The sequence below is a fragment of the Xanthobacter autotrophicus genome, from assembly GCF_029991245.1.
Taxonomy (GTDB): domain Bacteria; phylum Pseudomonadota; class Alphaproteobacteria; order Rhizobiales; family Xanthobacteraceae; genus Xanthobacter; species Xanthobacter autotrophicus_C.
On record NZ_JAIVFO010000023.1, the window covers coordinates 1 to 25088 of the forward strand.

Annotated in this window: 24 protein-coding genes and 1 tRNA gene; 8 read left to right on the forward strand and 17 right to left on the reverse strand. The window is 67.6% G+C overall.

Features of this window, described 5'->3' with window-relative positions; all coding sequences use genetic code 11:
• Positions 1 to 29: 29 nt before the first annotated feature.
• Both K9U41_RS06335 and K9U41_RS06340 read left to right on the forward strand, forming a co-directional pair.
• On the forward strand, positions 30 to 857 hold the full coding sequence (locus K9U41_RS06335) for a 3-keto-5-aminohexanoate cleavage protein (protein ID WP_282640042.1): 828 nt from the start codon (positions 30 to 32) through the stop codon (positions 855 to 857).
• A gap of 154 nt (positions 858 to 1011) precedes the next feature.
• Positions 1012 to 1932, forward strand: a complete 921-nt coding sequence (locus tag K9U41_RS06340) for an NAD(P)/FAD-dependent oxidoreductase (protein WP_282640013.1) — start codon at positions 1012 to 1014, stop codon at positions 1930 to 1932.
• Positions 1933 to 1941: 9 nt separating this feature from the next.
• Here K9U41_RS06340 and K9U41_RS06345 read toward each other — a convergent pair whose 3' ends face one another.
• The 3 genes from K9U41_RS06345 to K9U41_RS06355 are packed head-to-tail and all read right to left on the reverse strand — an operon-like array spanning position 1942 to position 4575.
• Entirely contained in the window at positions 1942 to 2739 is a 798-nt protein-coding gene (locus K9U41_RS06345; protein ID WP_282640014.1) for an ABC transporter ATP-binding protein, read from the reverse strand.
• Positions 2740 to 2741: 2 nt separating this feature from the next.
• Positions 2742 to 3572, reverse strand: a complete 831-nt coding sequence (locus K9U41_RS06350) for an ABC transporter permease (protein ID WP_282640015.1) — start codon at positions 3570 to 3572, stop codon at positions 2742 to 2744.
• Positions 3573 to 3579: 7 nt separating this feature from the next.
• Positions 3580 to 4575 carry an ABC transporter substrate-binding protein gene (locus K9U41_RS06355; RefSeq protein WP_282640016.1) on the reverse strand — a complete coding sequence of 332 codons (996 nt, stop codon included), beginning with the start codon at positions 4573 to 4575 and terminating at the stop codon, positions 3580 to 3582.
• A 362-nt stretch (positions 4576 to 4937) separates the two neighbouring features.
• Here K9U41_RS06355 and K9U41_RS06360 point away from each other — a divergent pair, with 362 nt between their 5' ends.
• From K9U41_RS06360 to K9U41_RS06375, 4 genes are all read left to right on the forward strand, one after another.
• Complete coding sequence (locus K9U41_RS06360) at positions 4938 to 5762, forward strand: amino acid ABC transporter substrate-binding protein (protein WP_282640017.1); 825 nt, start codon at positions 4938 to 4940, stop codon at positions 5760 to 5762.
• Positions 5763 to 5849: 87 nt separating this feature from the next.
• Positions 5850 to 7238: an ethanolamine ammonia-lyase subunit EutB gene (locus K9U41_RS06365; RefSeq protein ID WP_282640018.1), complete on the forward strand. Its 1389-nt coding sequence runs from the start codon at positions 5850 to 5852 to the stop codon at positions 7236 to 7238.
• A complete protein-coding gene (gene eutC / locus K9U41_RS06370; protein ID WP_282640019.1) occupies positions 7235 to 8011 on the forward strand; it encodes an ethanolamine ammonia-lyase subunit EutC in 777 nt (258 codons plus the stop codon). The genes K9U41_RS06365 and eutC overlap by 4 nt, the downstream gene beginning before the upstream one ends.
• Before the next feature lie 114 nt (positions 8012 to 8125).
• On the forward strand, positions 8126 to 9628 hold the full coding sequence (locus K9U41_RS06375; protein ID WP_282640020.1) for an amino acid permease: 1503 nt from the start codon (positions 8126 to 8128) through the stop codon (positions 9626 to 9628).
• 40 nt (positions 9629 to 9668) lie between these two features.
• On the opposite strand, the gene K9U41_RS06380 is transcribed toward K9U41_RS06375, so the two are convergent.
• The gene (locus K9U41_RS06380; RefSeq protein WP_282640021.1) at positions 9669 to 10049 is read right to left on the reverse strand and encodes a hypothetical protein; all 381 of its coding nucleotides are present in this window, start codon (positions 10047 to 10049) and stop codon (positions 9669 to 9671) included.
• Positions 10050 to 10376: 327 nt separating this feature from the next.
• Between K9U41_RS06380 and K9U41_RS06385 the strand changes: the two genes are divergently transcribed.
• A complete protein-coding gene (locus K9U41_RS06385; RefSeq protein ID WP_282640022.1) occupies positions 10377 to 10736 on the forward strand; it encodes a hypothetical protein in 360 nt (119 codons plus the stop codon).
• 119 nt (positions 10737 to 10855) lie between these two features.
• Here the strand turns inward: K9U41_RS06385 and K9U41_RS06390 are convergent.
• From K9U41_RS06390 to K9U41_RS06400, 3 genes are all read right to left on the reverse strand, one after another.
• Positions 10856 to 10940, reverse strand: a tRNA-Leu gene (locus tag K9U41_RS06390).
• 98 nt (positions 10941 to 11038) lie between these two features.
• Positions 11039 to 11521 carry a DoxX family protein gene (locus K9U41_RS06395; protein ID WP_282640023.1) on the reverse strand — a complete coding sequence of 161 codons (483 nt, stop codon included), beginning with the start codon at positions 11519 to 11521 and terminating at the stop codon, positions 11039 to 11041.
• Between the two features lie 135 nt (positions 11522 to 11656).
• Positions 11657 to 12082, reverse strand: a complete 426-nt coding sequence (locus K9U41_RS06400) for a HesB/IscA family protein (protein ID WP_282640024.1) — start codon at positions 12080 to 12082, stop codon at positions 11657 to 11659.
• A 566-nt stretch (positions 12083 to 12648) separates the two neighbouring features.
• Between K9U41_RS06400 and K9U41_RS06405 the strand changes: the two genes are divergently transcribed.
• Entirely contained in the window at positions 12649 to 14820 is a 2172-nt protein-coding gene (locus tag K9U41_RS06405) for a putative bifunctional diguanylate cyclase/phosphodiesterase (RefSeq protein WP_282640025.1), read from the forward strand.
• An 85-nt stretch (positions 14821 to 14905) separates the two neighbouring features.
• On the opposite strand, the gene K9U41_RS06410 is transcribed toward K9U41_RS06405, so the two are convergent.
• From K9U41_RS06410 to nuoI, 10 genes are all read right to left on the reverse strand, one after another.
• Positions 14906 to 15178, reverse strand: a complete 273-nt coding sequence (locus tag K9U41_RS06410; RefSeq protein ID WP_282640026.1) for a DUF1467 family protein — start codon at positions 15176 to 15178, stop codon at positions 14906 to 14908.
• A 121-nt stretch (positions 15179 to 15299) separates the two neighbouring features.
• The gene (mce, locus tag K9U41_RS06415; protein WP_138398936.1) at positions 15300 to 15704 is read right to left on the reverse strand and encodes a methylmalonyl-CoA epimerase; all 405 of its coding nucleotides are present in this window, start codon (positions 15702 to 15704) and stop codon (positions 15300 to 15302) included.
• Positions 15705 to 15903: 199 nt separating this feature from the next.
• Positions 15904 to 17574: a ribonuclease J gene (locus tag K9U41_RS06420; protein ID WP_282640027.1), complete on the reverse strand. Its 1671-nt coding sequence runs from the start codon at positions 17572 to 17574 to the stop codon at positions 15904 to 15906.
• 206 nt (positions 17575 to 17780) lie between these two features.
• A complete protein-coding gene (locus K9U41_RS06425; protein ID WP_282640028.1) occupies positions 17781 to 18548 on the reverse strand; it encodes a biotin--[acetyl-CoA-carboxylase] ligase in 768 nt (255 codons plus the stop codon).
• 3 nt (positions 18549 to 18551) lie between these two features.
• Positions 18552 to 19982, reverse strand: a complete 1431-nt coding sequence (nuoN, locus tag K9U41_RS06430) for an NADH-quinone oxidoreductase subunit NuoN (RefSeq protein ID WP_282640029.1) — start codon at positions 19980 to 19982, stop codon at positions 18552 to 18554.
• Positions 19983 to 19999: 17 nt separating this feature from the next.
• Entirely contained in the window at positions 20000 to 21511 is a 1512-nt protein-coding gene (locus tag K9U41_RS06435; RefSeq protein ID WP_282640030.1) for an NADH-quinone oxidoreductase subunit M, read from the reverse strand.
• A 2-nt stretch (positions 21512 to 21513) separates the two neighbouring features.
• Positions 21514 to 23439 carry an NADH-quinone oxidoreductase subunit L gene (gene nuoL / locus K9U41_RS06440; RefSeq protein WP_282640031.1) on the reverse strand — a complete coding sequence of 642 codons (1926 nt, stop codon included), beginning with the start codon at positions 23437 to 23439 and terminating at the stop codon, positions 21514 to 21516.
• Positions 23440 to 23443: 4 nt separating this feature from the next.
• On the reverse strand, positions 23444 to 23752 hold the full coding sequence (gene nuoK / locus K9U41_RS06445) for an NADH-quinone oxidoreductase subunit NuoK (RefSeq protein WP_149574477.1): 309 nt from the start codon (positions 23750 to 23752) through the stop codon (positions 23444 to 23446).
• Between the two features lie 11 nt (positions 23753 to 23763).
• On the reverse strand, positions 23764 to 24378 hold the full coding sequence (locus tag K9U41_RS06450; RefSeq protein ID WP_282640032.1) for an NADH-quinone oxidoreductase subunit J: 615 nt from the start codon (positions 24376 to 24378) through the stop codon (positions 23764 to 23766).
• A 204-nt stretch (positions 24379 to 24582) separates the two neighbouring features.
• Entirely contained in the window at positions 24583 to 25071 is a 489-nt protein-coding gene (nuoI, locus tag K9U41_RS06455; RefSeq protein WP_012116595.1) for an NADH-quinone oxidoreductase subunit NuoI, read from the reverse strand.
• Positions 25072 to 25088: the final 17 nt, after the last annotated feature.

Sequence of the window (25088 nt, forward strand, 5' to 3'; positions counted from 1 at the left end):
GGACCAACCCCGCCGCCGATCCCGCGCCCGTGTCCGCCTTCGACTGGCCGCCCCTCATCGTCGCCAACGCCCCCAATGGCGCCACCCGCACCAAGGCGGACCACCCGGCCCTGCCCATGAGCGCGGCGGACCTCGCCCGCACGGCAGCCGAGAGCCTGGAGGCCGGCGCGGCGATGCTCCATTTCCATGTGCGCGATGCCGAGGGCCAGCACCTGCTGGACGCCGACGCCTACCGCGACGCCTCGGCTGCCATAAGGGCGGCGGTGGGCGACCGTCTCGTGCTCCAGATCACCTCGGAGGCGGCGGGCCGCTACAAGGCGCCGGAGCAGATGGCGGTGGTGCGCGACGTGAGGCCGGAAGCGGTGTCGCTGGCGCTCCGGGAGATCATTCCCGACGCGGCGGCCGAGACGGCGGCGGCGGATTTCTTCGCCTTCGTGCGGCGCGAGCGCATCCTCACGCAGGTCATCCTCTACAGTGCCGAGGACGTGGTGCGCTATGGCGCCCTCAAGGCGCGCGGCGTGCTGGGCGAGGGGCAGGATTTCCCGCTGTTCGTGCTGGGGCGCTACACCACCGGACAGGTGTCCCAGCCCACCGATCTTTTGCCCTTCCTCGCGGCGGGGGCGCAGACGGCGCCGCTGTGGTCCATGTGCGCCTTCGGACCCAAGGAGAATGCCTGCGCCACGGTGGCGGCGGGGCTGGGCGGGCATGTGCGCGTGGGCTTCGAGAACAACCTGTTCGCCCCCGACGGCACCGTTGCGCCGAACAACGCCGCCCAGGTGCTCCGCGCCTGCGACGCCGCCCGCACGCTGGGCCGCCCCCTCGCCGGCGCCGACATGGCGCGTATGATGATGGCGTGAGGCCAAGGGGATCCCCACGCTTCCCGTTAGAGCGCGCCGTTCATCGACGAAGCGGCGGGACGGCGGCGGTCCGACAACGCCTTCACTAGGCGGAGCGATCCACCTCGCATAGAGTTTCGTATTCGAAGCGACGGTAACGACGGCGGCGGAAGCCATGTTCGACGCGGTGATCATCGGCGGGGGGCCAGCGGGAGCGTCATGCGCCCTGTGGCTGAAGATGCTCGGTTTCCGCCCCTGCATCGTCGAGCGCAGGCAGGTCCTCGGCGGCCTGCAGAACGACAATCCCTATCCCAACAAGTGGATGGCCCCCGTCCGCGACAGGACCGGGTTCGAGGTCGCCGCCGAAATCCATCGCCATGTGATGGAGCATGACATCGTCTGCCGCCTCGGCGAGTCCGTCACCGCCCTGGAACTGGTGGAGGGCGGCTTCCGCATCACCACGGCGGGCGGCGAAACGCTGCTTGGGCGCGCCTGCGTGCTCGCCTCCGGGGTGCGGCCGGTGAAGGGCGGCTTCACGGAATCCCACGAGGTGATCATCGGTCCCGGCCGCACCATGTTCAACGCGGTTTTCGAGCGGCAGTCCGTCGCCATCCTCGGCGGCGGCGACAATGCCTTCGAGAACTACATCTTCGTGCGCAAGCGCGGGGCGGAACGCATCACCCTGTTCGCCCGCACCATCCGCGCCCGGCGGGAGTTCCTGGAGAAGGTGCCCCCCGCGGACGTGCGCATCGGCGCCTATCCGGTGGCACCCGAAATCCCCGAGGTGGCGGGCCGGCGCTTCGACCGCATCGTGGTGCTGTACGGCTGGGAGCCCTACCTGCCCTACGCCCGGCATCTCAACCTCGCCCGCGACCCGCGCGGCTTCGTGGAGACGAGCGCGGATTGCGAGACCGCCATCCCCGACCTCTACGCCATCGGCGAGATCGCCCAGCGCATGCATCCGTGCTGCGCCACCTCCATGGCGGACGGCGTGGTGGCGGCAAAGGCCATCCAGCGCTCGCTGGAGCAGGACGCCGTCGCGCGCTTCGCCGAACGGGTGCGCCGCGCGGCCGCCTCCGATCCGGTTCGGGGATAAAAGCTGTTTTCAGCGCGCGGGAGCCGGCTTGCCGAGGCATGAGAGCCCAGCCGGATCGCCCCGCAAGGGCGCTCCCGTGGTCACCGGTGCAGCAAGCGCCGCCGCCACCTCCGGCCGCTTCAAGAGGGCCGCTGCGGCCTCGAACACCGCTCCGGGCGCGGCATCGGGGCGGACCGGCGCCTGCGGAAGATCCGCCACCACCCGCGCCGGGCGGGGCGACAGCACCACGATGCGATCGGCAAGGCGCACCGCCTCGGTGATGTCGTGGGTGACGAACAGGGCCGCCGCCCCCGCCCCTTCCACCTCGGCCCGCAGCAGCGCCTGAAGATGGCCGCGCAAGCCCACGTCGAGGGCGGAGAAGGGCTCGTCCATCAGCACGAGGTCCGGCTTCAGCGCGAAGGCGCGGGCGATGGCGACGCGCTGCTGCATGCCGCCGGAAAGCTGCGCCGGCCGTTTGCCGAGATCGGCGTCGCCCAGACCGAGCCGCCGCAGGATCGCCGCCGCGGCCGCGCGGCGCTCCGCCCGGGCCATGCCGAGCGCCTTGAGGCCGAAGGCGGCATTGTCGCGGGCGTCGGCCCAGGGCATCAGTCGCGGGTCCTGGAACACCATGGCGGTCCGCGCGAAGCCGTTGGCCACGCGCCCGGCCTGCACCGCCTCAACGCCGGCGGCGAGGCGCAGCAGGCTGGTCTTGCCGCAGCCGGAGGGGCCGAGCAGCACCACCAGTTCGCCGCGCTTCACCGCCAGGTCGATGCCCGCCAGCACCGGCACGCCGCCAAAGCCCAGATGCAGCCCTTCCAGCGCCAGCACGGTCAGGCCTCCGCCCGCGATGCCCGCCAGCCGCGCAGGGGCGCCAGCAGCAGGGCATCGGCCACGAGCAGGACAACGACCGCGAGCACGATCCACGCCATGGTGGCGGCAAGGTCGAAATGGGAACGGGCGGTGGCGAGGCCGCCGCCGACCCCGTCGGCGCCGCTCAGCACTTCCGCCATCACCGCCACCTTGAAGGAGAAGGCGAGCGCCGTGGCCAAAGCCGGCAACAGGAAGTCCGCCAGCGCCGGCAACACAAGGTCGGTGAGGCGCTGGAGCGGCGGCGCGCGATAGAGAACGGCCATCTCGGTGAGGGCCGGATCGCGGCTGGCGACGCCCTCCAGCGCCGCGAGGAAGAGGATCGGCGCGGCGGTGATCGCCACGGTGAAGCCCGCCGCCGCGCCGCCGGGGCCGAACCACAGCAGCGCCAGCACCACCCAGGCGATGGGCGGCGTGCCCAGCAGCGCCGTGAACACCGGGCGGGACATGGCCCCCACCGGCAGCACCAGCCCGCCGGCAATGCCCAGCACCAGCCCCACCGCGCCCCCCACAAGGCACCCGCCGAGGGCATGGACCAGGGTGGCAAGGAGCGCCGGGCCGGCTACCCCGCTCACCACCAGGTGCACCACGGCCTGCCCCGTGTCCTGAAGGCTCGGCAGCACGAAGGGGCCGAGGGCCATGGCGCCCCATTGCCACGCCAGGGCGAGGAGGCTGAGGCCCGTGGCCGTCCACTGTGCCACCGCGAAGGCCGGTTCGCGTGCCCGGTTCACCCGGGGCGGCGTGCCCTTCGCCCGGAGGCGCGCGACGGGGCGGCTGCGGTCGGCCCAGGCCATCGCCGCCTCAGAAATTCATGTAGAAGCTGTCGGGCGGCAGCTTGCCGGCCAGCGCATCGGGCTCGAAGGCGAGCAGGGTCTCGTAGAAGGCGATGAGGCCGGCCTTCTGCTGCGCCGCCGGCTCGGCCACCACGTTGAAGTGGTCGAGGGCGTTGGCGAACATGTGGGCCTTCACATCCATCTTCTGCTCGGCGAGCTGGCCGGCCTCGCTCTTGTTGGCCATCACCCAGTCGCGGGCGCCCGGCAGGCCGGCGCCGAGCGCCGCGATCAGCTCCGGGCTTTGCTCGATCAGGCGCTCGTGCACGGCGATGCCGGCCATGGGCAGGCCGAGGCCGTTGTGCTGCGCCTTCCAGTCCGCCTGCAGGCTGATGGCGCGGTTCAAGGTGCGCCCCTCCCTCTTCGCCATCATGATGGCCGCGGTGGCCGGCGGCTCGGAGAGGATGGCCGTGGTGGCGCGCCCGGCCGCCAGCATCTGCGCCGCCTCCATGGGGGTGCGCACATAGGTGATGGTCATGTCCTTGTCCGGGTCCATGCCATGGCCCCTGGCGATGGAGCGGAAGACGAGGTCGGGCATGTCGTTCTTGAAGAAGCCGACCAGTTCCTTGCCGGCAAGGTCCTTGAACGCCTTGATGCTCTCATCCGCCGAGACCACGAACAGGTGGCCCATGGACAGGATGGCGAACAGCTTCAGCGGCAGGCCGCGATTGGCGAGGTTCGCCGGCACATGGGTGGGAGTGGTGAACAGGCCGGTGCGGCCGGAGACGATGGCGGCGCGCAGTTCGTCCGTATCGCGCCACAGGCGAAAGGCCGCGCCGGGGGCCGCCTGATCGAGCGCCCCGGACTGGATGAGACGCAGCAGCACGATGGTGGAGCCATTGGGCGCGCCCAGGATTTCGAGCCCCGGCGCCGGGGCCGCCAGCGCCGGCAGATTCGGCCAGGCAAGCGCCCCGGCGGAGCCGGCGAGCGCGCCGAGAAGCGCGCGCCGATTGAGCAATCCGTTCATGGAAAATCCCCCGGACGATGCCGGCGCCGAAACGATGGGCGGCGCACAAGCTATATTCCATGAAATATAATAAGTCGCCGCATCGACCAAGCGGCCTTTCGCACCGGCACGCGGGCCTTGGTGCCGCAGCCGCGCGCTTTCCTGCCGGACCACGACCCGCGCGGCTGCCGCCTGCGCGGGGGGCGACAGGTTGCATTCCGTCGCACCGACCACGCAGCCCTTGGCGCGGCGCGCGGGGCACGGCAAGATCGCGCCCGCGGGTGGGAGCTTGCGGGCGCGATCTGGGGGGAATGGGCATGGCGACAAGAACCGGTCACTCATCGGGTGGGTGCTTCCCCACGCGAGGCCTGTCGACGACTCTCATGGCCCTTGCAGTGCTCGCCGCCTTTGCGAGTTCCGCCGGGGCCCAGACCCTCGATCGGGTGGCCGGCGGCGAACCCTTCCGCATCGGCTATCGCCAGTTCGCCCCGCCCTATTCCTATGCCGCCGCCAACGGCCAACCCTCGGGCTATATCGTGGACCTGTGCCGCGAGGTGGCGGACGGGGTGAAGCGGATGCTGAAGCTGCCGACCCTCAAGGTGGACTATGTGAAGGTCACCGCCGAGGACCGCTTCGAGGCGGTGCGCGACGGGCGCATCGACATCCTGTGCGAGCCCTCCTCCATGACCATGTCGCGGCGGGCGCTGGTGGATTTCTCCCTGCCCACCTTCCTCGACGGGGCGGGCGTGGTCACCCGCGGCACGGCGGTGAAGGGGCTGGAGGACCTCAAGGGCAAGAAGGTGGGCGTGCTGCGCGGCACCACCACGGAGGAAAATTTGCGCGCCACCCTCGGCCAGATGCGCATCGCCGCCGACATCGTCACCGTCACCGACCATCCGGACGGGCTGAAGCAGCTCGCCGACGGCAAGCTCGACGCCTATTTCGGCGACCGCGGCATCCTCAACTACCTGATCTCGAACAGCCCGACCGGCAACCGCCTCAGCCTCTCCGACCAGTATTTCACCTTCGAGACCTATGCCCTCGCCTTGCCCCGCGGCGACCAGGCGTTCCGGCTGGTGGTGGATGCGACGCTGGCGGACCTCTACCGCACCGAGCGCATCCGCGACATCTATGCCAGGAGCTTCGGCAAGTTCCCGCCGGACCAGTTCCTCAACGCGCTCTTCGTCATCAACGGGGTGCCGAAGTAAGGCGTGGCTTCACCGCTGGAGTTTCCATAGAGGCATATTTGTTGCAGGAGAAGAGACCCTTCCCCGGACCGAGCGTGGAGACCGGCCATGGCTTACGTGCACCGCATCGGCACGAAATCCTTCGTCTTCGCCGACCTGAAGGAGCTGATGGCCAAGGCGACGCCGCCCCGCTCCGGCGACATGCTGGCCGGCATCGCCGCCGCCACGGCCGAGGAGAACGTGGCCGCCAAGATGTGCCTGGCCGAGGTGCCGCTGAAGGCGTTCCTGTCCCAGGCCCTCGTGCCTTACGAGACCTGCGAGGTCACCCGCCTCATCCTCGACAGCCACGACGCCGCCGCCTTCGCCCCGGTGTCTGCCATGACGGTGGGCGATTTCCGCGACTTCCTGCTGTCCCATGAGGCAACGTCGGAGGTCCTCGCCGGCCTGGCTCCGGGCCTGACGCCGGAGATGGCGGCGGCCGTCTCCAAGATCATGCGCAACCAGGACCTCATCCTCGCGGCGAAAAAGTGCCGGGTGGTCACGCGTTTCCGCAACACCATCGGCCTGCCCGGCACCATGGCGGTGCGCCTGCAGCCCAACCACCCCACGGACGATGCCGCCGGCGTCTCCGCCGCCATCCTCGACGGCCTGCTCTATGGCTGCGGCGACGCGGTGATCGGCATCAATCCCGCCTCCGACAGCCTGCCCGTGATCGAGCGCCTGCTGAAGCTCATGGACGAGGTCATCACCCGCTTCGAGATCCCCACCCAGAGCTGCGTGCTCACCCACGTCACCACCTCCATCGGCCTGATGGAGCGCGGCGCGCCGGTGGACCTGGTGTTCCAGTCCATCGCCGGGACCCAAGGGGCCAACCGCTCCTTCGGCATCGACCTCAAGCTGCTCGCCGAGGGCGCCGACGCCGCCCGCACGCTGAAGCGCGGCACGGTGGGGCAGAACGCCATGTATTTCGAGACCGGCCAGGGCTCGGCTCTCTCCGCCGGGGAACATCACGGGGTGGACCAGCAGACGCTGGAAGCCCGCGCCTATGGGGTGGCGCGGGCCTTCAACCCGCTGCTGGTGAACACGGTGGTCGGCTTCATCGGGCCGGAATATCTTTATGACGGCAAGCAGATCATCCGCGCCGGGCTGGAAGATCATTTCTGCGGCAAGTTGCTCGGCGTGCCGCTGGGGGTGGATGTCTGCTATACCAACCACGCCGAGGCCGACCAGGACGACATGGATACGCTGCTTACGCTGCTGGGCGCGGCGGGCGTCACCTACATCATGGGCATTCCCGGCGCCGACGATGTGATGCTGAACTATCAGTCCACCTCCTTCCACGATGCGCTCTACATCCGCGAGGTGCTGGGACTGAAGCGTGCGCCGGAGTTCGAGGCATGGCTGGAGCGCATGGACATCACCGCGCCCGATGGCCGCCTGCTGCCCGCCGATGCCCGCCATCCGCTCCTGGGCTACGTGGCCGGGCGGGCGGCATGATCGCGCGCGATCCCTGGGCGGCCTTCTCCCGCCACACGCCCGCCCGCATCGCCCTCGGCCGCACCGGGGCCAGCCTGCCCACGGACGAGGTGCTGCGCTTCGCCCTCGCCCACGCCCAGGCCCGCGATGCGGTCCACACGCCGTTCGATGCGGACGGGGTGGCCGGCGAGGTGAAGAGCCTCGGCTTTGCCACCCTGCGGGTGTCCAGCGCGGCGCCGGCGCGGGACATCTATCTGCGCCGCCCGGACCTCGGCCGTCGCCTGTGCGACGAGAGCCGCGCCACCCTCGCCGCGGCGGCGGGCGATCCGGTGGATCTGGCGCTGGTGGTGGCGGACGGGCTCTCCTCCGCCGCCATCCATGCCCAGACGAAGCCGTTTCTTGCGGCCTTCAAGCCCTTCATCGCCCAGCAGGGCTGGAGCCACGCGCCCGTGGTCATCGCCTCCGGCGCGCGGGTGGCGCTGGGGGACGAGGTGGGCGCCCTCCTGAAGGCGCGGGCCTGCGTGCTGCTGGTGGGCGAGCGGCCGGGCCTGTCCTCGCCCGACAGCCTCGGCCTCTATCTTACCTTCGATCCCCAGGTCGGCCGCACCGACGCCGAGCGCAACTGCATCTCAAACGTGCGCCCAGATGGCCTGAGCTTCGAGGCCGCCGCCTTCAAGCTCGCCTGGCACATCCGCGAGGCGCTCCGGCGCCGGATCACCGGCGTGGAGCTGAAGGACGAAAGCGACCTGCTGCTCGAAGATGGACGCGCGCCGACGCTGCTGGGCGGCGGCTGACTCAGAATCTATGCGCATTACGTAAGGTAAATTGCCAGACTGGCAAAAAAGTTGCCTGAGCATATGCCTGGCGCGGAGGTGTCTCCGGCGCCCGTTCATGGAGGGCTGGGTCTCATGGCAGATGGCAGCAAGGCCGGCGTAACGTACACCACGGTGGACGCCGCCTATTTCGAGCAACGGGCGCTGAAGCGGCATGCGCGGGTCTGGTCGCTCTGGGCGCTGGGTGTCGGCGCGGTGATCTCCGGGCATTTCTCGGGCTGGAACCTGGGCATCGCGTCGGGCGGCTGGGGCGGCATGTTCATCGCCGCGGTCATCATCGCCATCATGTATCTGGGCCTCACCTTCTCCATCGCCGAGATGTCCCCGGCCCTGCCCCATACGGGCGCCGCCTATTCCTTCGCCCGCACCACCATGGGGCCGTGGGGCGGCTTCATCACCGGCCTGTGCGAGAACGTGGAATACGTGATCACGCCGGCCGTGGTGGTGTCCTTCATCGGCTCCTACATGGGCTCCATCTTCGGCACGCCACCGGCGTTCCAGCCGGTGTACTGGGTCTTCGGCTACATCCTGTTTGTGGGGCTCAACATCGCCGGCGTGGAACTCTCGTTCCGGGTGACGCTGGTGGTCACGCTGGCGGCACTCGCCTGCCTCGTTGCCTTCTGGGTGAGCGCCCTGCCGGTGGCGGACTTCTCGCGCTGGGCGCTCAACATCGGCGTCGGGCCGGACGGCACCGCGGTGGAACTGCCCAACGGCGGCGGCCCGTTCCTGCCCTTCGGCCTTTCGGGCGCGCTGGCCGCCCTGCCCTTCGCCGTGTGGCTCTTCCTCGCCATCGAGCAATTGCCCCTGGCGGCCGAGGAATCGGTGGACCCGAAGACCGACATGCCCAAGGGCATCATGCTGGGCATGGCGACCCTGATCGTCTCCGCCTTCATGATCCTGTGGCTAAACTCATCGGTGGCGAATGGCGCGTTCGGCCTGTCCACCTCGCTGGAGCCGCTGCTGGACGGCTTCAAGGCCATCTATGGCGACAGCCTCGCCCGGCTGCTCGCCTTCGTGGCGGTGATCGGGCTGATCGCCTCGTTCCACACCATCATCTACGCCCAGGGCCGGCAGATCTATTCGCTCTCGCGCGCCGGTTATTTCCCGCGCGCCCTCTCCGTGACCCATGGCGGGCGCAAGACGCCGCACGTGGCCATGATCGCCGGCGCCGTGGTCGGCCTCGTGATCATGCTCGGCATCTGGTTTGCGCTGGGGGCGGAGGCGGGCGCGGCGGCCATCGGCGGCACGCTGCTCAACATGGCGGTGTTCGGCGCCATGCTGTCCTATGTGATGCAGGCCCTGTCCTTCATCCTGATGCGCAAGAACATGCCGCACATCGCGCGGCCCTACAAAAGCCCGTTCGGGGTCCCGGGGGCGGTGCTGACCATCGTCATCGCCCTCGTCACCATCTCCTTCCAGCTTTCGGACCCGATCTATCGCAACGGGGTGCTCGGCGTGGCCCTGTGGTTTGCAGCCGGCCTTGCCTATTTCGCCGCGATCGGCCGCCACAAGCTGGTGCTGTCGCCCGAGGAGGAGTTCGCCATGTCCGGGGGCAAGGCGGAGTACAAGTCCTACTGAACGAAAGGCGGCCCGCCCTCCATGGCGGGCCGCCGTGGCCTCACACCTGCTCGGACGACACCACACGGAAGGTGTGCATTTCGTCGTCCTCCCGGACGGAAATATATTCACCCACCTCGAAGCTTTCGTCGCCGAAACGATAGCCGGCCTCGTCGTCGTCGGTGCCGTGGATGTCGTAGCGGAACGCCCAGCTGCCGCCGGGCCGGCGCACCAGATGGCCCACCTCGTCCGCCTCGCCGGGGCGGAAGCGGACCACGCGGCACACCTCGCGGTGCTTCGCCCACAAGCCGGGATCGATGCGTCCCGCCTCGTTGAGCGGCGCCACGAAGCTGTAGCCGAAAGTGCGAGAGCCTTCCGGATGGCCCTTCTCACGGGCAAGCTCCATGCGGATCTGACGGAAGCCGTGCGGCAACTGGGACATGCGTTTCTCTCCCCCGGACCTGACGGTCTCGTACATCGCCGGCCCCAAGAGGGTCATCACGATGCGTTGACGATCGCACCTTTCGCCGGCCGCTCCGGCAGGAAGCCTGCGGCTCCGCTTGCACGGTGGCGAAGGGGTGCGACAATGGAATCACCCTCTTGCGAGCGTAACCCTTCGAAAGGTGATTTTCGCGCATCGCGTTCGCAAGGCATTTGACCTCGCGCAAGGCTCGGCCGGCGCAGGAACCTTGATACTGGTCATGGGAGTGCTGCGTCCCGAGCGGGGCGCAGACGGGTCGGGGGCCAACGCCCGACGGGAGACACAAACATGAACGACTCCGCCGTTTTTCAAGGCTTGGCGCGCGCCCTCAGCACCGGAACGCCACCGGCTGCCTGGCCGTTCGCGCTCTGGAAGAACCTGTTCTTCGACTGTCCGCTGGCCGCGTCCACCCACGTGCAGCAGTTTGTCGGACGGCAGATGCAGGAGCAGGTCCAGCTCCTGAACGACCTCGCCAGGGAGCGGAACCCCTCCGCAGCGCTCTCGCGCGAGGCGGCCTTTCTGCAGCAATCCGCCCTCGCCTGGAGCAGCGAGATGCTGGAGGTCGCCGAGCTTGTCCAGACGCGGCTCCTGAGCGCCACCCAGTCGGAGAAGCCGCAGGACCAGCCGCCCCTTACCCGCGCCGCCTGAGCCCATGACGCCGCCACCCCCGGTGGGCGCGGCGGCGTCATCTCCCGCGCGGACCGGGAGGCAGGCGAATGGTCTCCCATCCGCCCGATCGGGCGCCAGTCCAAACTGATTTTCTGAAGTGGTGCGGACGGCGGGACTCGAACCCGCACGCCTTGCGGCGCAAGATTTTAAGTCTCGTGCGTCTACCGGTTTCGCCACGTCCGCCCGGGCCGGACGCGCGATGACGACCGGGAGCGGGACTTTAGGGAAGATGGCGGCCGCCGGCAACGCGGCCGCCATCCACGTTCACACCTTCCACGCCTTCACACATTCCGCGCCTTTACGCCGTCCGCGCCGGAGCGCTGCCCTTGCGCGAGGCGTTCCTCCCGCCCGCGGCGCTCCAGTTCCAGCTTCCGGCACAGGATCGCGCCCACCATCAGCCCGCCGATGAGGCTGATGTGTTCCACCACCACGTGGAACTCGAACAGCCGCTTCTCGCCGTCCATGGCCCAGAACGGATGCGCGATGGGGATGGTCAGCGCCGTGAACACCGCCAGCATGCCGAAGCCGAGCCAGGCGGCGCGGTTCAGCACCACCAGGACGGAGCCGATGAGCAGCACGGCAATGACCGCCGGTGCAAACAGCCCGGCGGGCTCGACGCCGAAGAACGACATCTCGGCCAGGGTGGCCTGATAGTTCATCAGCTTGTCGAGGCCAGCGCCCCAGAAGATGAAGGTGAGCAGCAGGCGCGCGACGACGCCGAAGATGGGGCTCGCCAGAAGGGCGGCGAGAGGAGATGGGGTCAAGATTGCACCTTTCGTGCTGTGAAGCCGATGCGGCAATATCCGCCCGCGCTTCACTTCACGCCGGCGGCCTGCGCCGCACGCTTCTCTTGTCCCCCCACGGATGAACCGCAGATGAACCCCGGATACGGCCTTCGTTCAGCCCTGCCCGGACGCAGGACCCGCATCGACCGGCGTGATCGCGACCGATTCACCGCAGCCGCAGGATGAGGTCTGGTTGGGATTGTTGAAGACGAACTGGGACGAGACCTTGTCGGTCTTGAAGTCCATTTCGGTACCAAGAAGGAAGAGCACGGCCTTGGTATCCACCACCACCTTCACGCCCTTGTCCTCCACCACCGAGTCGAAGGGGGCGACCTCGGTGGTAAAATCCATCTTGTAGGACATGCCGGCGCAGCCGCCATTCTCGATGCCCACGCGCAGCGCCGTACCCGGCTCCGCCGCAGCGAGGATCTCGCGCAGGTGGTCGGCGGCCGCATCGGTGATGCGGATGACGGGCGGCAGGCTCCGCTTTGCGGATGTCTTTGCAGGAGCCGGGGCGGACGTGTCTGAAGCAACGCTCATGGGTCATCTCCGAGCCTTGCCGTTTCAAGGACGGCGGGCACCCCTCTTAAATGGAGGATGATGGGCGCCCTCACAAGGCTCCATATGATCGTGGCGGTATATGGAAGCCATCGGCATGGGCCGGAATGGCCAATCCACCCCGCCGCGGGTTCGAGATCGGAGTCCGAAATGACGCAGCGCCCCAACACGGCTGAAATGCCTGAGCCATTGTTTTTCATCAGAGAAAGAACTATAAAGCCAAGCTATAGAGGTAATAACATGCCACGGTATTGCCCCTCCTGCGATCGGAGCTAGGGCGGAGCGCTGGAGCGATGGGACAATGAGGGCACGCGGTGCCATGTTCCTCTCCATCCCTGCACCGGGCCTCGCGGTCTTCCTTGCGGCCGTCCTTGCGATCATGGCCGCGTCGGCCGGCCCAGCGGCGGCAGGACGTGATCGAACTTCCAGGCCTTCCCACCCCGCCCGTTGCGATCTTCGAGGGCGTCCTGGTTCTGCTGGCGGTGATGGTCGCATGCTCTCTCATCGTGAGAGCGCGCCGACGCAGCGGCGCCCGTGGACCCAAAGCGATGGTCCCCGCCGCAGTCGCCGCCGGCCTGCCCGCCGGCGCCTTCGAGCACACCGCGATGGGTTTGGCGCCGGTCGGCAGCGACGGCATCACCCTGCAGGCAAGCGAGGAACGCTTCGACCTCGCGGTCAGCGGATCGAATCAGGGTGTGTTCGACATCCATGGGCACAGCGGCGGCCTGCATCTGTCGCCCCGCGCCCGCGACATCCTCGGCATCCCGCCCGACGCCCCCATCGATGTGCGAAGCGCCTTTCGCCAGATGCTGCGCGGCGCCGACCGGCGCAAGGTGGCCTCGGCACGGAAGGCTCTGGTCCGCGGCGGCGGGAGCGGCGTCGATCTCGATATCCAGATTTCCCGGCCCGGCGGCGCGCGTCGCGACGTGCGGTGGCATGGCCTAGCCATTCGTGATGGCAAGGGAGCCGTGACCCGCGTGGTGGGCATGGTCACTGACGTCACAGCGCAAAAGCAGAACGAGCGCCATCTTCGCCTTGCCGCTGCCGTGTTCGCCAGTTCCCACGACGGCCTGGTGGTGACAGACCTTCATGCGGTCATTTCCGCGGTGAACCCGGCTTTTTCCCAGATCACCGGCTTCGCCGAGGACGAAATCCTCGGCAAGACCATGCGCATCATGCAGTCCGGCCGGCACGACCGCGAATTCTACCGCGGCATGTGGACGGCGCTCACCTCAATGGGCGCCTGGCAAGGCGAAATCTGGAACCGCCGCAAGAACGGCGAGGTTTTTCTCCAGCAGCTCAGCATCCGCACCGTCTATGACGAAAAAGGCGCGCCCCAGAACTATGTGGGCGCATTCCACGACATCACCCGGATCAAGCATTCCGAATTCGAGCTGGACCGGATCGCCCATTACGATCCCCTCACCGCCCTGCCCAACCGCACCCTGCTGGCATCCCTCCTTGACCTCGCGGTCAGCCGGGCCGGCAAGAGCTGCGCGGTGCTGTTCCTGGATATCGACCGCTTCAAGACGGTCAACGACAGCCTCGGCCACATGGCCGGCGATGCCGTGCTCAAGGCGGCGGCCGAGCGCATCCGCGCCGCGCTCGATGCCGATGCGACGCTCGGACACTACGGCGCCGACGAGTTCGTGGTGATCCTCGAGGAGATCGAAGGGCCGCAGGATGCGGCCATGGCCGCCACCCGCCTCATCGATGAACTGGCCCGGCCGTTCACGGTGGATGGCGGCGAGATCTATCTGGGCGCCAGCGTGGGCATCAGCCTCCATCCCCTCGATGCCGACGATGCCGCCCAACTGCTCCAGCATGCCAACACCGCTTTGGCTGAAGCGAAGGCGCAGGGCCGCGGGATCTATGCCTTCTACACCCAGGCCCTCACCCGCAGCGCCCGGGTCCGCATGGAGATGGAGGCGGACCTCAGGCGCGGCCTCGTGCGTGAGGAATTCCGCCTGAACTTCCAGCCGGTGGTCGACCTCGCCAGCGGGCGCATCGTGGGAGCGGAGGCGCTGGTGCGCTGGCAGAGCCCGGCCCATGGCCTTGTCCCGCCCAACCGCTTCATCCCGCTGGCCGAGGAAACGGGCCTCATCGAGCCCCTCGGCGACTGGGTGCTGGAAGAAGCCTGCCGCCAGATGGTGCAATGGAGCGCGGCGGGGGCAGATCTCGATTTCATCGCCGTGAACCTGTCGCCGCGGCAGTTCCAGCGCGACGCCCTGTGCGAGCACATGGAAGGCGTGCTCCGGCGCACCGGGCTTCCCGCCGCGCGGCTGGAGATCGAAATCACCGAGAACGTGCTGTTCGGTGCGGCCGCGGCGGCCGAGCGCAAGCTGCATGACATGCGCGACAGCGGCGTGCGCATCGCGCTCGACGATTTCGGCACCGGCTATTCGTCCCTGGCCTATCTCAAGCGCTTTCCCATCTCCAAGCTGAAGATCGACCGCAGCTTCGTGCACGACCTGCCCCGCGCCGCCGATGCGGAAATCGCCACCGCCATCATCTCCATTGCCCGCGCGCTCGGGCTTGACGTGGTGGCGGAGGGCATCGAGGCGCCGGAGCAATGCGCCTTCCTGAAGGAGCGCGGATGCGGCTTTGGGCAAGGCTACCTGTTTGGCCGCGCGGTGACCAGCGAACGCTTCCTGCGCCTTGCGCTCCAGGGGCCGATCGCCACCGGCGCGGCCGCTCCCGGCAGCGCGCTGCTCCATTGATGCCATCGGCCTCGGTGGTTGAGCGAGGCCGCGTGGGTCAGCTCGGTTGCCGCGCGGGCTGTGCCAACGGCCCCCCGAGTCAGGCTCACCCCTCCTTGGTGTCGAAGGGCATGGGCAGGTCTTCGAGCGAGACGGCGCCGCTCGTGAGGAGCCAGATGATGCCGGCCGTAATCACCGCCGCGACGATCGTGGTGGCGAGGGCCTTCTTGAGCAGCGCAGGGCGCACCGGCGCACCGGGATCGGTGCCGGGCGTGATGTCCCCCCTCTCCGCCTGCGAGCGCACCCCCCAGGGCAGCACCGCGAACAGCGTGGTCCACCAGACGATGAAATAGATGGCGACGACAGCACCGATCGACACGCGACATTCCTCGCTGGAGCACGCCGATCAGCTTGCATCACAAGCTGATCGGATACCGTGTCCTCTCTTCTCAGGTCAGCGGCGGCCCCATTGATCCAGCCGGCAACCGCCCGCCATCGGGTCAGGCCTGCTCCAGCTCCACCAGGGTGCCGTTGAAGTCCTTGGGGTGCAGGAACAGCACCGGCTTGCCGTGGGCGCCGATCTTGGGATCGCCGGAGCCGAGCACCCGGGCGCCCGTTGCCTTCAGCTGGTCGCGGGCGGTGAGGATGTCGTCCACCTCGTAGCAGATGTGGTGGATGCCGCCGTCCGGATTGCGCTCGAGGAACTTGGCGATGGGCGAATTCTCCCCCAGCGGCTCCAGGAACTCGATCTTGGTATTGGGCAGGGTGACGAACACGGTGGTCACCCCATGCTCTTCCTGCGGCACGGCGGCCGAGACGTCAGCGCCGAGCGTGTCGCGATACAGCGCGGAGGCGGCGGCGATGTCGCGCACCGCGATGGCCACATGGTTCAGGCGTCCGATCATGATTTCCTCCGCTTAAAGCGTTTTCGAGCGAAGTGGCTACCGGTTCGCGTGAAGAAAACGCGTCAATACTAAGTTCCAGAGCGATTTCCGTGAGCCAGGGCGAGCTGAAAACGATCTAGGTCTCTCGATCCATACCGCAAGCGGGGCCGGCGCGGAACACGCCGGAGGTCGAAGACGGCCGGCCCTGGCCGCCCCCGCCTTACACCTCCAGGATATGGACGTGGCACACCGGCTTCTTGCCCCACACCGCGTTCACGGCGCTGCGCACCGCGCGCTCCAGCGTCTCCGCCAGCGCGTCGGGATCACGGCGGCGGGCCTTCGGCAGGGTATCGAGGGTCGCCACCACCGTATCGAGCACGTGGTCGAGCATGTCGATGCCCCCCTCCCCCCGCTCGGGAACGCCGGTGATCTCCACCGAGGGATCGCCCGCAAGCCCCCCCTGGCGGTCCACCGCGACGGCCACCGACACCGCGCCCACATAAGAGAGCTTGCGCCGCTCCGGGATCGAGCGTCCGCCATCAGGGATCAACAGGCGGCCATCCTTGTAGAGACGGCCGAAGGGCACGTCGTCCACCCGTTCCGCCGGGCCGGGCGCGAGGCGGATGACATTGCCGTCATAGCAATTGACCACCTCGGGCACGCCGAGGCTCTTCGCCAGTTGCGCATGCTCATGCAGGTGCAGCGCCTCGCCATGCACCGGGATCGACACCTGGGGCCGCACCAGCCGGTACATTTCCGCAAGCTCGCCCCGCCGCGGATGGCCGGACACATGGACCAGGGCCTTGCGATCCGTCAGCACCTCGACGCCCCTTTTGGTGAGGGCGTTGACGATGTGGTTCACCACCTTCTCGTTGCCGGGAATGGTGCGCGAGGAGAACACCACGAGGTCGCCGGGCGACAGGGCGATCTCCGGATGGTCATCATCGGCGATGCGGCGCAGCGCGGCGCGCTGCTCCCCCTGGCTTCCGGTGAGGATGGCCACCACCTTCTCGCGCGGCAGGTAGCCATAGGCCTCGGCGGAGCGGAAGGCGGGCACCCCGTCCAGCAGGCCCTGCTCGCGGGCGACGCCGATGACCCGCTCCAGTGCACGGCCCACCACCACCACCTCGCGGCCATTGGCGTAAGCCGACTCGGCGATGCCGCGGATGCGCGCCACGTTCGAGGAGAAGGTGGTGAAGGCGACCCGGTGCTTCGCCTTGCCGACGATCTCCCGGAGCGAGGCCCCCACATCGGCCTCGGACGGCGAGACGCCGTCACGCACGGCGTTGGTGGAATCACAGATGATGGCCCGCACGCCCTCGTCGCCCAGCGCCTTGAGGCGGGCAACATCCGTGGGCAGGCCCACCACCGGGGTCGGGTCGAGCTTCCAGTCGCCGGTGTGCACCACCAGCCCCGCCTTGGTGCGAATGGCGAGGGCATGGCTGTCGGGGATCGAGTGGGCGACCGGGATGAATTCCACCCCGAACGGGCCGATCTCCACGGTCCCGCCGCTACGCACCACGGTGACCGGCAGTTGGGACGGCGCGCCGGGCTCGCCCGCGCGCTTGGCTTCCAGCAGCCCCGCGGTGAAGCGGGTGGTGTAGATGGGGCACTTCAGGCGCGGCCACAGGTCCAGCACCGCGCCGATATGGTCCTCGTGGGCGTGGGTGAGCACGAGGCCGGCGATGTGCTTCTTCTCGGCCTCCAGGAAGCGGATGTCGGGCAGGACGAGATCGACGCCCGGCGCCTCCTCGCCCGCGAAGCTCATGCCGAGATCGACGATCAGCCAGGTGCGGGCCTTGCGCGGGCCAAAGCCGTAAAGGCCAAGGTTCATGCCGATCTCGCCGACCCCGCCAAGGGGTGCGAAGACCAGTTCGTCGGTTGGTGCCATCAAAAAGTCACTTCCAAACGCGGCACCCGCGCCGACAAGGCCCCGGCGAAGACCGGGGCACGCGGGCGGGCGCGCCGAAAATCAGGAGGCCGGCGGAGGTGGTCCGCTCCGGCCGGGGGCGGTCAATCAGGATCGATCCCAATGAAGCGGCCCGCGCGCCGCAATGCAAGGGCCGCGACAAAGTCTGCGCGGCTCAATCCGACTTCTCAATCCGTCTTGCCGAGAGAGACGTCGCCCGCGGTGATGATCTCCGCGATGCCGTCCTTGCGGCGCAGCATCATGGCCCCGCGGGTATCGATATTCTCGAACCGGCCCACCACCTCGCGCTCGCCGATCCTGACGCTCACCTGATCGCCCATGCCGAGCGCGTAGCGCATCCAGTCGGTGCGGATGGCGGGAAAGCCGGCGCCCGCATTCCACTGGTTGAGGCGGACCGCCATGGCGAGGTCGAGCGCCTCCAGCAGCCGGTCCGGCGCCGTGGGCGCTCCGGATGCCTCAAGGCTGGTGGCGCGGTAAGGCAGATCATCGGGATGGTGCAGGCAATTCACGCCGAAGCCGATCACCGCCGCAGGTCGGCCGGAAGGATCGCTGCCGCCTTCCACGAGGATGCCGGCGACCTTGCCGCCGTCCAGCAGCAGGTCGTTGGGCCACTTGAGCTTGAGCGCCTCCGGGCGGATCTCCGGCGCGGCCGCGAGCACGGCGTCGCGCAGGGCGAGACCTGCCACGAAGCAGAGCTGGGCCAGATTGGCCACCGGAGCCGGGTTCGGCAGCACGAGGCTGGCAAACAGATTGCCAAGCTCGGAGGTCCAGGGCCGGCCCCGCCGACCCCGCCCGGCGGTCTGGATATCAGCCACCAGCCAGACCGGAAAGGTCTCGTTCCGGGCAAGGCGCGCCATCCCCTCGGCGTTGGTGGAGCCGATCTGGGTGAAGCGGACGATGGGAACCGTGGAACCCTGGAATTCGTAATGAGCCATCGATCAGAAGAGCGAACGGGCAGCGGCACCCGCCGCCTCAATAAGAGGAGCGGGATAGACGAAATAGAAGATGGTGAAAAGCCCGCTCACCGCCAGCACCGCCTTCAGCTCCGTCGGCATGGGGTCGAAGGCATCGACCGGCTCGTCGAAATACATGATCTTGACGACGCGCAGATAGTAGAAGGCGCCGACCACCGAGGCAAGCACGCCCACCACCGCGAGGCCGTAGAGCCCGGCCTGGATCGCCGCGACGAACACATAGTATTTGGCGAGGAAACCCGCGAGCGGCGGGATGCCGGCCAGGGAGAACATGAGCGCGCCGAGCGCGAGCGCCATCAGCGGGTTGCGGCGGGCCAGGCCAGCCAGGTCCTCGATGGTCTCCACCGCCTGGCCCTTGCGGCGCATGGTGAGGACACAGGCGAAGGTGCCCAGGGTCATCATCACATAGATGGTCATGTACAGCAGCACGCCGCGCACGCCCTCCGCCGTGCCGGCGGCCAGGCCCACCAGCGCGAAGCCCATATGGCCGATGGAGGAATAGGCCAGCAGACGCTTGATGTTGCGCTGGCCGATGGCGGCGAAGGCGCCGAGCACCATGGAGGCGAGCGAGACGAAGGCCACGATCTGCTGCCACTGGTGGGTGACGTGCGGGAAGGCCTCGATGACGACGCGCACGAAGATGGCCATGGCCGCCACCTTGGGCGCCGAGGCGAAGAAGGCCGTGACCGGGGTCGGCGCGCCCTCGTAGACGTCCGGCGTCCACATGTGGAACGGCACCGCGGACACCTTGAAGCACAGGCCCGCCAACAGGAACACGATGCCTAGGATCAGCCCGAAAGAGGGCTCCTTGGCCACGGTGGCGATCTGCAGGAAGTTCACCGAACCGGTGAAGCCATAGATGAAAGAGGCGCCGTAGAGCAGCATGCCGGAGGACAGGGCACCGAGCACGAAATACTTCATGCCCGCTTCAGTGGACCGGACCGAGTCGCGGTTGATGGACGCCACCACGTAGAGCGACAGGCTCATGAGTTCGAGGCCGAGATAGAGCGCGATCAGGTCACCCGCCGAAATCAGCATGCACATGCCGAGGGTGGCGATGACGATGAGCACGGCATATTCGAACTTCGCCTGCTTCTCCCGGGCCTGCCAGTCCACCGCCATGATCAGCGAGACCACGGCGCCGAGCACCGCCAGCAGCTTCATGAAGCGTCCGTAGGCATCCACCACCAGGGAGCCGTTGAACGCGGTGACCTCGACCGCGGGCTGGAGCAGCACCAGCACGCCGACCGCCGCGAGCACGGCGATGGCGAGGCCGGTGACAAGATTTGCCGACCCCTCCCCGCGGACCGCGCCGATGAGGATCAGCACGATCGCCGAGATGGCGAGCACCAGTTCGGGCAGGATCGCGCCGATGGGAGGCAGGAGCTGCGTCATTGAGGCGACCTCGAGAATTAAAAGCTCAGCAGCAGGGCGGTCTTCACCGCACCCGCCACAGAATCGGTACGCGCGACCACCGCGTTCACCGCATGGGATGTCATGTTGAGGATGGGCGCGGGCCACACGCCGAACAGGATGGTCAGGATCACCAGAGGCACCATGATCACGATCTCCCGGGGGGAGAGGTCCATCATGGTCTTCAGCTTCTCCTTCTCGAGCGGCCCGAAGATCACGCGCAGGTAGAGCCACAGGGCATAGCCCGCCGAGAGGATCACGCCCGTCGCCGCGAAGAAGGCGATCCAGGTGTTGCGCTCGAAGGCGGCGAGCATGGTCAGGAACTCGCCGACGAAGCCCGAGGTGCCCGGCAGACCCACATTGGCCATGGTGAAGATCATCAGCACCGTGGCGTAGAGGGGCATGCGGTGCACGAGGCCGCCATAGGCCGCGATCTCGCGGGTGTGCAGGCGGTCATAGATGACGCCCACGCACAGGAACAGCGCGCCGGAGACGAAGCCGTGGGAGATCATGAGGAACATGGCGCCCTGCAGGCCCTGCTCGTTCATGGCGAAGATGCCCATGGTCACAAAACCCATGTGGGCGATGGACGAATAGGCGATCAGCTTCTTGATGTCCTCCTGAACGAGGGCCACCAGCGACGTGTAGATGATGGCCACCACAGAGAGGGTGAACACCAGCGGCGCGAAATAGTGGCTCGCCTCGGGGAACATGGGAAGCGAGTAGCGCAGGAAGCCGTAGCCGCCCATCTTCAGCAGCACGCCCGCCAGGATGACGGAACCGGCGGTGGGCGCCTCCACGTGGGCGTCGGGCAGCCAGGTGTGCACCGGCCACATGGGCATCTTCACCGCGAAGGAGGCGAAGAAGGCGAGCCACAGCCAGGTCTGCATGCCGGACGGGAAGCCATGGGTGAGCAGCGTCGGCACGTCCGTGGTCCCGGCCTGCCAGTACATCGCCATGATGGCCAGCATCATCAGCACGGAGCCGGCCAGCGTGTAGAGGAAGAACTTGAACGCCGCATAGACGCGCCGCTGACCGCCCCAGACGCCGATGATGAGAAACATCGGAATGAGGCCGCCCTCGAAGAAGAAGTAGAAGAGGACGAGATCCAGGGCCGAGAAGGTGCCGATCATCAGCGTCTCGAGCACCAGGAACGCGATCATGTATTCCTTCACGCGCTTGTTCACGCTCTCCCAGGAGGCGAGGATGCAGAACGGCATGAGGAAGGTGGTGAGGATGACGAAGGGCAGCGAGATGCCATCCACGCCCATGTGGTAGGCGGCCAGATCGCCGAGCCACGCCGTCTTCTCCACGAACTGGAAGCCGGGCGCGGCCGGGTCGAACCCGGTCAGCAGCAGCAGCGACACCACGAAGGTGACAAGGGTCGTCCACAGCGCCACCCAGCGGGCGTTGCGCGCGGCGACCTCGTCGTCGCCCCGCACCACCAGGATGAACAGCGCGCCGACAAGCGGCAGGAAGGTGACGACGGAGAGGATGGGCCAGTCGGTCATCGTCACACTCCGGCGAACATGAACCAGGTGATGAAGGCCGCGACGCCGATGAGCATCACGAAGGCGTAGTGGTAGAGGTAGCCGGTCTGGAGCCGCACCACCCCACGTGTCACGTCGAGCACCCGCGACGACACGCCGTTGGGGCCGAAGCCGTCGATGATGGTGCCGTCGCCGCGCTTCCACAGCAGCCGGCCGATCCACAGCGCCGGCTTCACGAAGATGCGGTCGTAGAGCTCGTCGAAGTACCACTTGTTGAGCAGGAACTGGTAGAGCGCATCCTGCGACTTGGCGAGCGCCACCGGGACCGTGCGGTCGACGACGTAGAACCAGTAGGCGATCACGAAGCCGAGCACCATCATCAGTGTCGGCAGGTATTTCGCCCACAGCGGGATGTCGTGGATATCATGGAGGATGTGGTTTTCCGCGGCCATGAAGATGGAGTGGCGGAAGAAGTGGTGCACGCCCTCGCCCACGAACACATTGTAGAGCGCAAAACCCGCGATCACCGAGCCCACCGCCAGCACGCCGAGCGGAATGGTCATCACCCGCGGCGATTCATGGGCCGCCTCGTAATGGTGATGGTCGTGCGGATGGCCATGGAAGGTGAGGAAGATCAGACGCCACGAATAGAAGGAGGTAAGCGCCGCCGCCGCGACCGTCATCACCCAGCCGTAGAGGCCGAAATAATTGTGCGAAGCCCAGGCCGACTCGATGATGGCGTCCTTGGAATAATAACCCGCAAGGAAAGGGAAGCCGGTGATGGCCAGGGTCCCGATCAGCATCATGGCGTAGGTGAAGGGGATCTTCTTGGCGAGCCCGCCCATGTTCCGCATGTCCTGCTCATGGTGCATCGCGTTGATGACCGAGCCGGCGCCGAGGAACAGCAGCGCCTTGAAGCAGGCGTGCGTCACCAGGTGGAACACGCCGATGGAATAGGCCCCCGCGCCCATGGCCACGAACATGTAGCCGAGCTGGGAGCAGGTGGAATAGGCGATCACCTTCTTGATGTCGTTCTGCACCAGGGCGACCGTGGCCGCGAACATGGCGGTGGTGGCACCGGTCAGCATCACCACGTTGAGCGCGGTCTGGGACAGTTCGAAGATGGGCGACATGCGCGCCACCATGAACACGCCGGCGGTCACCATGGTGGCGGCGTGGATGAGGGCGGAGACCGGGGTCGGTCCCTCCATGGCGTCCGGCAGCCAAGTGTGCAGCAGGAACTGCGCCGACTTGCCCATGGCGCCGATGAACAGCAGCAGGGCGATGACCGTGGGCGCGTCCCAATGGTGGCCGAGGAAGGGAATGGTCTTGCCGGCCAGCGACGGGGCCGCCGCGAACACCTGCTCGAAGGCGATGGAGCCGGTCATCACGAAGATGGCGAAGATGCCCAGCATGAAGCCGAAGTCACCCACGCGGTTGACCACGAAGGCCTTCATGGCCGCCGCATTGGCGGAGGGCTTCTGGTACCAGAAGCCGATGAGCAGATAGGAGGCGAGGCCCACGCCCTCCCAGCCGAAGAACAGCTGGAGCAGGTTGTCCGCCGTCACCAGCATCAGCATGGCGAAGGTGAAGAGGGACAGGTAGGCGAAGAAGCGCGGCCGGCTCGGATCCTCGTGCATGTAGCCGATGGAATACAGGTGCACGAGGGAGGACACGGTGGTGACCACGATCAGCATGATCACGGTCATGGTGTCGATCCGGAACGCCCAGTCGACCTTGAGGTCGCCCACGTGGATCCACTGCATCACCTGGACGCGCGTGTCGTGTTCGCCGAACCCCACGCCGAAGAAGGCGATCCAGGACAGGAGGCAGGCGATGAACAGCAGCGAGGTGGTCACCACCTCGCTTGGCCGCGCGCCGATGGTGCGGCCGAACAGGCCGGCGACAAGGAAGCCGAGGAGGGGGAAGAAGACGATCGCCTGATACATGGCCTCAGCCCTTCATGGCGTTGATGTCCTCGACGGCGATCGAACCGCGGTTGCGGTAGAACACCACGAGGATGGCGAGGCCGATGGCCGCCTCGGCCGCCGCAACGGTGAGGACGAACAGCGCGAACACCTGGCCCGTCAGGTTCCCGAGGAAGGCCGAGAACGACACCAGGTTGATGTTCACGGCGAGCAGGATCAGCTCCACCGACATGAGGATGACGATCACGTTCTTCCGGTTGAGGAAGATGCCCAGCGTCCCCAGCGTGAACAGGATCGCCGCGACCGTGAGATAGTGGGAGAGACCGATGACCATGCCCATCCCCCTCAAAGGCCCTGGCCGGGGCGCACCTTGACCACGTCCATGGCGGACTTGGCGGTGCGCGCGACCTGCGCCGAAACGTTCTGGCGCTTCACATTCACCTTGTGGCGGAGCGTGAGCACGATGGCGCCGATCATGGCGACGAGGAGCACGAAGCCCGCCGCCTGGAAGAAGTAGATGTAGTCGGTGTAGAGCACCCGCCCGATGGCCTGGACGTTGCCCACGTCACCGGCCGTGGGCGGCGCGGACGCCACCGCCGAAGCGACACCGGGCCCGGCCACCCAGGCCCCGGCCACGAGCACCAGCTCGGCAAGGAAGATGAGGCCGACCACGAGGCCCACCGGCAGGTATTGCAGGAAGCCCTGGCGCAGCTCCACGAAGTCCACGTCGAGCATCATCACGACGAAGAGGAAGAGCACCGCCACCGCGCCCACATAGACCACCACCAGGATCAGCGCGAGGAACTCCGCCCCGATCAGGATGAAGAGCCCCGCCGCATTCACGAAGGCGAGGATGAGGAACAGCACGGACTGCACCGGGTTGCGGGAGGAGATCACCATGAAGGCGGACGCCACCAGCACGAAGGCGAAGAGATAGAAAAACGCTGCCGCGACGTTCATGCGCGAAGCCCCCCTCCCCGCGGCGCGCCCGCGCCGGTCATGTCCGGCCCCTTATGGCGGCCGGCCTGTCGATTGCCTTGACGCATCCCAAAAGTCCACTGTCGTGTCGTCGCGCAGGACGCGTGACGCTCGGCTGTCCCCCACTGCCGGCCGAAAGCCGGCAACATCTGTCCCTCGCCTTCCGGCCACCGGCCGGAAACGCGCTCAGCGATACGGCGCATCCATCGCGATGGACCGCGCGATCTCGCGCTCCCACCGGTCGCCGTTCGCGAGCAGCTTTTCCTTGTCGTAGTAAAGCTCCTCGCGGGTCTCGGCGGCGAACTCGAAGTTCGGCCCCTCGACGATGGCATCCACCGGGCACGCCTCCTGGCAGAAGCCGCAATAGATGCACTTCACCATGTCGATGTCGTAACGTGTGGTGCGGCGCGTGCCGTCATTGCGGCGCGGCCCGGCCTCGATGGTGATGGCCTGCGCTGGGCAGATGGCCTCGCACAGCTTGCAGGCGATGCAGCGCTCTTCCCCGTTGGGATAGCGGCGCAGCGCATGCTCGCCGCGAAAGCGCGGGGACAGCGGCCCCTTCTCGAAAGGATAGTTCAGCGTCGCCTTGGGCTTGAAGAAATAGCGCATGGCGAGGAAGAAGCCGGAGACGAGCTCCGTCAGGAAGAGACCGCGCGCGGCCTGATCGAGCTTCATGGACGCTCTCCCGGAAG